Origin of the sequence: Bacillus sp. JJ634, assembly GCF_036962285.1 — a bacterium.
GTDB lineage: Bacteria > Bacillota > Bacilli > Bacillales > DSM-1321 > Peribacillus > Peribacillus asahii_A.
The window spans coordinates 248-7,747 of record NZ_JBALMU010000173.1 but is presented as its reverse complement, the minus strand read 5'-3'; the positions used below and the strand labels follow the sequence as shown (position 1 = coordinate 7,747).

The 7,500-nt window shown below is 36.7% G+C and carries 11 protein-coding genes; 1 reads left to right on the top strand and 10 read right to left on the bottom strand.

What is annotated here, in order from left to right; translation table 11 throughout:
- Positions 1–221 precede the first annotated feature (221 nt).
- From V7068_RS20555 to msrA, 5 genes are all read right to left on the bottom strand, one after another.
- Positions 222–548, bottom strand: coding sequence for a hypothetical protein (locus tag V7068_RS20555; RefSeq protein ID WP_127761042.1), 327 nt, complete (start codon positions 546–548; stop codon positions 222–224).
- Between the two features lie 96 nt (positions 549–644).
- Entirely contained in the window at positions 645–1,619 is a 975-nt protein-coding gene (locus tag V7068_RS20550) for a S66 family peptidase (protein WP_499714330.1), read from the bottom strand.
- Positions 1,620–1,755: 136 nt separating this feature from the next.
- Positions 1,756–1,896, bottom strand: coding sequence for a YjcZ family sporulation protein (locus tag V7068_RS20545; protein ID WP_499714329.1), 141 nt, complete (start codon positions 1,894–1,896; stop codon positions 1,756–1,758).
- 324 nt (positions 1,897–2,220) lie between these two features.
- A complete protein-coding gene (msrB, locus tag V7068_RS20540; RefSeq protein WP_127761045.1) occupies positions 2,221–2,646 on the bottom strand; it encodes a peptide-methionine (R)-S-oxide reductase MsrB in 426 nt (141 codons plus the stop codon).
- Complete coding sequence (gene msrA / locus V7068_RS20535) at positions 2,643–3,179, bottom strand: peptide-methionine (S)-S-oxide reductase MsrA (protein ID WP_499714328.1); 537 nt, start codon at positions 3,177–3,179, stop codon at positions 2,643–2,645. The genes msrB and msrA overlap by 4 nt, the downstream gene beginning before the upstream one ends.
- A 110-nt stretch (positions 3,180–3,289) precedes the next feature.
- Between msrA and V7068_RS20530 the strand changes: the two genes are divergently transcribed.
- The gene (locus V7068_RS20530) at positions 3,290–4,039 is read left to right on the top strand and encodes a DUF4397 domain-containing protein (protein WP_499714327.1); all 750 of its coding nucleotides are present in this window, start codon (positions 3,290–3,292) and stop codon (positions 4,037–4,039) included.
- Positions 4,040–4,117: 78 nt separating this feature from the next.
- Here V7068_RS20530 and V7068_RS20525 read toward each other — a convergent pair whose 3' ends face one another.
- The 5 genes from V7068_RS20525 to V7068_RS20505 form a co-directional block, all read right to left on the bottom strand.
- A complete protein-coding gene (locus V7068_RS20525) occupies positions 4,118–4,702 on the bottom strand; it encodes a YpmS family protein (RefSeq protein WP_252286455.1) in 585 nt (194 codons plus the stop codon).
- Positions 4,702–5,544: an SGNH/GDSL hydrolase family protein gene (locus V7068_RS20520; protein WP_499714326.1), complete on the bottom strand. Its 843-nt coding sequence runs from the start codon at positions 5,542–5,544 to the stop codon at positions 4,702–4,704. Before V7068_RS20520 ends, V7068_RS20525 begins: the two co-directional genes overlap by 1 nt.
- Positions 5,545–5,707: 163 nt before the next feature.
- Positions 5,708–6,292: an SCO family protein gene (locus V7068_RS20515; protein WP_499714325.1), complete on the bottom strand. Its 585-nt coding sequence runs from the start codon at positions 6,290–6,292 to the stop codon at positions 5,708–5,710.
- A 28-nt stretch (positions 6,293–6,320) separates the two neighbouring features.
- Positions 6,321–7,163 (bottom strand): DegV family protein, encoded by an 843-nt coding sequence (locus V7068_RS20510; protein ID WP_499714324.1) that lies wholly within the window; start codon positions 7,161–7,163, stop codon positions 6,321–6,323.
- Positions 7,164–7,359: 196 nt separating this feature from the next.
- Positions 7,360–7,500 (bottom strand): DUF2535 family protein (locus tag V7068_RS20505; RefSeq protein WP_499714343.1); only part of this gene is annotated, 141 nt, incomplete at its 5' end.

Below are 7,500 nucleotides of genomic sequence, written 5' to 3'. Positions count from 1 at the left end.
AAATTCTACTTCATGGAAATTTTTACAGAATAATACCATTCCGGCTCATAAATGTAATAAACTTGCTTGGAACACAGAGTTGTTCTTGAAAACAAAAAACGGCTTGTAGCCCATGCTTATTTCATTATCGACAATAATGAAATAAGCAAGCTACAAGCCGCTCTGCATATTCATGAAGTAGGTTCACCATTATAAAGTTTGAAACAGTCTTTATATAGCAATTATTCTTCAGTCAATTTGTTTTCACGAACAGTACTTAAAAACTGTTCATCTTTTAAAACAGCCAATACTTTTTTATAAAAAGTAGGTTGATCAATGACAGCTGTATGTACATATTCATACTCTTTTAAAGATGAATGACGCAACACTTTTGGAAGGCATGATAAGCAAACGTTTTTCGTACCTAATTTGTAATAATTCATATTTGTTTCATCACCATTAGAAGTATCTTGTTGACATACGAAACAAGTATGAGTCACTCGACCTTTTTTATTGTATTCCGCCAAAGCTTTTTCTAAACGTTTCGACGCAGGAACTGTTAATAACACATAATCACCTTTTCTAATTTAAAATCTCTTTGTATTATAGCAGAAAAACCTAACAATAGGACAGTAAGCTTTTCATTACCTAATTATTCCTACTATTTAAGCAAATACTTTTACAATTGCAGAACCATTTTTAACAGAGAATGAGACTTTAGCCCCGATTGGAATCGTAGCAAACGGAGTAGTATGTCCAAAATTTGCATTAGCAATTACCGGAATACCCTTTAATTCTTGTTTCGTTGCAATGATTTCATGAAGCGCATAATCCGTCATACCGGATTCTTTTTGAAAACGCCCAATAATAATCCCTTTGATTCCTGCAGCACCCGGTTGATGCAGCAAGGATTGTAAATCGCGATCAAAACTAAATGGATGACTTTCCTCATCATCTTCAATAAAGAGAATACGATTTTCTAATGATGGCATATATTCCGTACCTTGAAGAAGATTGATTGTACATAAGTTCCCACCGATTATGGAGCCTTCTGCTTCTCCTTCTTGAATGATCATGTAGCCGTGATTTGGATAAAAATTACGATCTTCCTGTTCAAGATGCCAAGAATCATCGCTCCATGTTTCACTTTGCTTTAACTCGAAATCGCCGTCTTCCATGACTGCCTTTTTAAAATAATCCATCGTATAATCAAGACCTACTCGCATGCCAAATGAAGAGAAATAAGGGCCCACATAAGTCGTTAAACCTGTCTTCTCATAAATAGCAAGCAAGATTGCTGTAATATCACTATACCCACAAATCACTTTTGGATTAGATTTAATTAAATCATAATCTAAATACCTAAGCAATTGATTTGCATTATAGCCACCGATTCCTGCAAAAATCCCTTTTACATTCGGGTCTTTAAAGGCCGCATGTAAATCTGCCACACGGTCTTCGATAGAATTGGAGAAAAAATCATCATGCACGAGCGCTGTATCTCCATATGTAACTCGAAATCCAAGTTCTGTTAATCGTTCCTCAGCCAGCTTTCGTTGGTCTCCTTTCACAATCGCTAGACTGCGAGAAGGGGCTATCACACGAATTTCATCCCCAGCTTGTAAACGTGAAGGTTTCATTTCTTTTTCCTCCCTAGTAAATCACATCATTACGTTATTGTAGCAGAAAGCGCTTATCTGAACAAATCATATAGGAAAATAAAAAAACAATAGAAAACCAGTCTTCGTGTGAAGACTGGTTTTAGTTTTATCTTAGTTAGCAGCAAGTAAATGAAGCTCCGATGATGATTAATAGAATAAATAAAACGACGATTAACGCGAATCCGCCGCCAAAACCAACACCACCATAACCGTATCCACCGCAGCCGTGTCCACCATATCCATATCCTCCGTACATAAACATTTCACTCCTATCCTTTTTTCGAATTCACTGTACACCTTACAATATGTAATATCGCCCGCCTCGGTCTGTGCAAACGCCTATTTTTTTTATTTTCCTACGCTGATTGAAAAAGTCCCCTATACAAAACGAATAAAAAACGCCCTTTAAGTAACAGAACGACTAAGCTTCCAGATACACTTTCTTTACAAATCTGATACCAAAACTGTTTTAAAAATATAGCTGAACATGTCCGCTGCATAAAGAAAAGAAGATCATGAACGATGACCTTCTTTTCTTTATGCAATATAGTCAATTTCCTTACCAATGCCCTCTTTTATCTCACTCAAAATACTTTTTATAAGAGCCGTACCCTTCTTTCTCTAAATCAGCAACAGGAATAAATTTAAGTGCTGCTGAATTAATACAATATCTCAAACCTCTTGGTCCAGGTCCATCAGGAAACACATGTCCAAGATGAGAATCAGCCGTTTTCGAACGTACTTCTACGCGGCGCATTCCGTAGCTTGTATCCAACCTCTCCTCAACTTCTTCTTCCTCAATTGGTTTTGTAAAGCTTGGCCAGCCGCAACCAGAATCGTATTTATCTTTTGACGTAAACAATGGCTTTCCGGAAACGATATCTACATACAGTCCTTCTTCTTTTACATTCCAATATTCATTATGAAAAGCCGGTTCTGTGCCATTATTTTGTGTCACTTCATACTGCATTGGTGTTAATCTTTTCTTCAAATCTTCTTGATTCATTTTTTATCCCTCCAATATCGCTCTTGAAATGCTTTACGACCAGATCCGATTTGATAAGCCTGATATCTTTGCGGTTCCTTTTTATAATAATGCTGATGATATTCCTCCGCTGGATAAAATTCTTTTGCTGGCAAAATCGGTGTAACCATCGGCAATGAGAAACGTCCGCTTTCATTCAAGCGCTCTTTTGAAGCTTGTGCAATACGCCGTTGTTCCTCAGTATGATAAAAAATAGCTGTTTGATATGATGAACCGCGATCATAAAATTGACCGCCTGCATCCGTTGGGTCAATTTGCTGCCAAAACAGTTCCACTAGTCTTTCATATGGAAAAACAGCTGGATCATATGTAATTTGCACAGCTTCATAATGTCCTGTCGTTTCACTACATACTTCTTGATAGGTTGGATTTTCCGTGGTGCCCCCGGTATACCCAGATAAGACAGAAACAATCCCTGGCTGCTCATCAAATGGCTTTACCATACACCAAAAACAGCCTCCTGCAAACGTCGCCTGCTCTAAATTTTCTTCCATTTCATTGTCCTCCATCCTTTAAATATTCCCTATAGTTCGAAACTAGACACCTGCCCAAGCATCTTGCCATATGCTAATAGCATGATGAGCAAAACTAAGAGGTGATTGGCATGAACTATGAATCCCACAATCATTACTTACAAAAAGCTGTGAAATATGATCTCTTATCTCACTTTTATAAATATAGCAACCCAAAGCTTCATGATTATTATTATCATAATCATTTGCAAAGTATTACAAAAGCAATACCACTCATACATGTTAGACAAACGAAAAAGTTTGCACACCTTCGACTGTTCCATGTCTCTCCCAATATACCTGCTGTTGATGTATATGTAAATGAAATGCGAATTCTACAAAACTTCGCTTACAAAAACGCGAGTGACTATTTGTCCTTGCCAGCCGGAACGTATCAAATTGATATATATCCTGAGGGAACAACAACCTCCACTATTGCTAGCCAAAAGCTAAAACTAGAAGCCAATCAATATTATACCGGGGCAATTGCCAAAAGACCAAAAGAAGTAAAACTTGTTACGCTAAAAGATTCCCCAGCTGTCCCTAGTGGTGAAGCAGCATTTCGCTTTGTTCATCTAGCCTCTGATATCGAAGCAGTAGACATTGCTGTGAAAAATGGTGATATTGTTTTCGATCAACTTACACCCGAACACGCAAGCTCATACTTACCTGTCTATCCTATCAAAGTCGATCTTGAAATTCGACCAACTGGAACAAAAGAGCTCATTCGTTCCTTGCCAAAGACTCACTTTCTGGTCAATCAAGCCACATCTTTCTATATTGTCAGCACAAATACAAATAATGAAACGACTGAATTAGCAGTCATCTCTCTTACACCTTAGAACACTCTCTTTATCCGTAAACTCCAAGTTACCTATCGTTTCAGCCATAACAAAAAACCGGGATATCCCGGTTTTTTGTTATGGCTGAACAGAAGGCACTGTCAATAAAAATGAAATGTCATTGTGTTCTAAATCAAATTTTTTGGCCTTTACACGTACATCGCTTTTCAATTTCATTTCTTGTAGAGAGACATAAACCCTTTGCTCCTTCGGCTGAATGGTAACCCAATCAGGCGTTTTATAACGCTTATTAATAAAGTTCATTACATAGGATACAGGAAGGTTCATCTCACCAACAGAAATGGACTCTTGCTTGAGAACCAAATCGCCATTTTCTTGAGCAATCGGCTTAAACGTTAATTTCAAATCTACTTCACGATTAAAGAAAGGCATCTTGCCATACAATTCAACTTCATCGGTTAAATATACTTCATAATGAAATCCTCCAGTTAGCCCTTCCTTATCTAAATATTGATTGATTAATTGATTCAAATCATCTCGTGTTGTGTGTACTTGAAATTGAATATCCTCTTCCTTACTTGACTTATTGCTAATTTCTTCACCTTTAATCGGCCAATTAATTAAAATCAACATAAAGCTAATGACAAGGATATTACAGGCTAATAAAACAATAAATAACTTTTTCCATTTCTCTCCTGTCATTATTGTGGTTCATCCCCTCTAATGCTTGCTGCTTCTAGAGTCTCTCTTCCCAATGTGGCAACTTCCATATTGTTATATATTCTCGTCGCAATTAATTCATAACCGCGGTCGTTTGGATGAAAGTAATCCTCCGTATAAAGCAAATCTTCTGTTGTATTTTGAAAAATGTCTTCTATCGAAATAAAGTAAGCCGAATCATACTTAGATACAATTTTTTCACCGCTATTATTCCAATCGGCAATAATCATATCAAGCTCATATAGATCTGCAAATATCTTCGTATATGGGTTATACACTCCAACCAAATATATTTGTGCTGACTTATTATACGTCCGTATTTTATCAAAAATTTTCCTCAAACGATCTTCATAACCGATTTTAGCGGTTTCAAACTGCTCCATTTCTAAATTGGCGAAATTTTGTTTAAATACTTTCATAATATCATTCCCACCAATCGTTACGACAATGGAATCAGCCTGCTCAATATGTTCACGAATCTCTTTTTTATCCAATCGCTTCAACAATTGATCCGTTCGGTTACCTCGTACACCATAATTGACCATCTCTACAGCTGTAATGTTCGGCTCTTTTTCTAACTTCTTTTTTAGATAAGGTAAGTAGCCTCCATTATCTTTGCTATCTCCAACCCCTTGTGTTAATGAATCACCTACCGACACAATTTGAATCGGATCAGGGAAAAAGCGTGAAGGAATCTCTTGCTTCTTACTTAATTCCGTCAGATGCCGATACTGTTCCAAAGGTTGCGTTGAGACCGTTTGACTTTGATTGCATCCACTTATTAAGAATAGACATATAAGAAGACAGGTGATGGTATATTTCATCGCTCTCACCTTCCTTTAAAATATTATATCATGAAAAAAACGGGATTTTATAAGGAAAAAACCTTGTTTTAAAATGAAAATTTTTGTATAACTTTAGCTTTTACTAGGCTTTTTCAAAACATGCTTCTAAACATAAAAAAAACAGGTCCGCATGCGGACCTGTTTAACGACTTTGTACTATTTTAATATGCTGTATAATATCTTCAAACGGAATGTCCTCAAGACCTGTATACTCTTGAACAATTTTCCCCTCTTGATTCAGTAAATAAAAAGACGTGCCATGAATAACTTGATCTTCACCTTTTGGCTTTACTGCTAACGTCCCAAAGCCTGTCTTCGCAAATTGAATAATCTCATCCTGTTGATATCCCGTTAAGAAGTGCCAATTTGAATAATCTACACCGAATTGATCAGCGTACTTTTTTAACACATCTGGCTTATCTACTTCTGGATCAACGGAAAAAGAAACGAATTCAACATCCTTTATACCCTCATCCTTGAGCATCTTCTGCAGCTTGACCATATTGGATGTCATCGGAAAACAAACCGTCTCACACGATGTAAAAATAAAATCAGCTATCCATACTTTCCCTTTTAAATCACTTTTCTCTAGACTCTTTCCTTCTTGAGTTGTAAAACTGAAATCCTCAATATCTCGATTCTGTTCATTTGGTATTTCATTAGAGCTACAGGCTGATAACGTCAACAAAACTATGACCAGCATAATAAATAATTGCTGTTTCCTCATCTTTTCTCCGCCCTTTCAGCTTGTCTAATCAATCCCAATAATACATAATGGCTAATGCACCTTCCCCGGCATGGGTACTAATGACCGGAGTTGTGTCGTCCATCGTAATAGTCTGAAGCCCAGTCAATTCCATAACCGCTTTTCCAATTTTATCGCCAAGCTCCCTATTATTTGCGTGGGCAATCCCAATTCCTGTCAGCTGCTTCCCTTCCATATCTTGTTTAAATTGATTCACGACGTACTTCACAATTTGTGAATGACTTCTTGCTTTTGAAACCGGATGAAGTACACCGTCTTCTAAAACAGCAATCGGTTTAATATTTAACAAAGAACCAATTAAGCCTGTCATCTTGCCAATTCGTCCGCCTTTAATTAAGTTTTCCAGCGTATCAATACTAATCGTTAATCTCGTATTATTGCGAATCTTCTCCAAACGTTCGATAATCTCCGCTACTGATTTACCCTCTTTAGCCATTTTTGCTGCTTCAATTACCTGAAAACTTAACGCTTTGGAAATAAATTTCGAATCAATAACTGTTACCTTCGCATCTGTCATACTTGCAGCACTTTCCGCTGAGCGCACTGTCCCGCTCATACCACCAGTCATATGAATCGAAATAATTTCACTCCCATCTGCTCCTAATTCATCATATATTTGAGCAAATGTACCAACAGCTGGCTGAGAACTCTTTGGTAATTCTTTTGATTTTCTCATTCGGGCTAGAAATTCATTGGATCCTATTTCCACTTTATCTAAAAACGTTTCTCCATCAATAGAAATAGATAGTGGAACCATTGTAATCTCATACTTCTCTAATTCTTCTAATGTCATATCTGTTGTTGAATCTGTTACTATTTTTACTTTTTTCATTAAAACACATCCTAGTTCACATTTCTGTCTAGACCATTCAAATCAATCACTAGCATGTAGATTCTATCTATTAAGCCTATTCATTTCTTCTATGATAACGATTACAAAACACATGTAAAGACTGTCCATCCCCAGTTATAAAAGAACCTTTGCTTAGGCTCTTCTAAACCACTGACTGTGAATAGACAGTCCTTGTTTAAGCATTATTAATCAAATCCTCAGCGAAAAGCTTACGATAAACCGGCCACTTTAGAACGGTTGCTAAATACTGTTTGAAGGAATATATTACTATACTTTCATTCTTCTTAAAAACTTGCTCTGTGAAAACCTTTAACCT

Coding starts and splice junctions, on each gene's coding strand:
- V7068_RS20545 (WP_499714329.1), bottom strand. CDS start 1,896: ATGTACGGAGGATATGGATATGGTGGACACGGCTGCGGTGGATACGGT.
- V7068_RS20515 (WP_499714325.1), bottom strand. CDS start 6,292: ATGAGGAAACAGCAATTATTTATTATGCTGGTCATAGTTTTGTTGACG.
- V7068_RS20550 (WP_499714330.1), bottom strand. CDS start 1,619: ATGAAACCTTCACGTTTACAAGCTGGGGATGAAATTCGTGTGATAGCC.
- msrB (WP_127761045.1), bottom strand. CDS start 2,646: ATGAATCAAGAAGATTTGAAGAAAAGATTAACACCAATGCAGTATGAA.
- V7068_RS20520 (WP_499714326.1), bottom strand. CDS start 5,544: ATGAAATATACCATCACCTGTCTTCTTATATGTCTATTCTTAATAAGT.
- V7068_RS20510 (WP_499714324.1), bottom strand. CDS start 7,163: ATGAAAAAAGTAAAAATAGTAACAGATTCAACAACAGATATGACATTA.
- V7068_RS20525 (WP_252286455.1), bottom strand. CDS start 4,702: ATGACAGGAGAGAAATGGAAAAAGTTATTTATTGTTTTATTAGCCTGT.
- V7068_RS20530 (WP_499714327.1), top strand. CDS start 3,290: ATGAACTATGAATCCCACAATCATTACTTACAAAAAGCTGTGAAATAT.
- msrA (WP_499714328.1), bottom strand. CDS start 3,179: ATGGAAGAAAATTTAGAGCAGGCGACGTTTGCAGGAGGCTGTTTTTGG.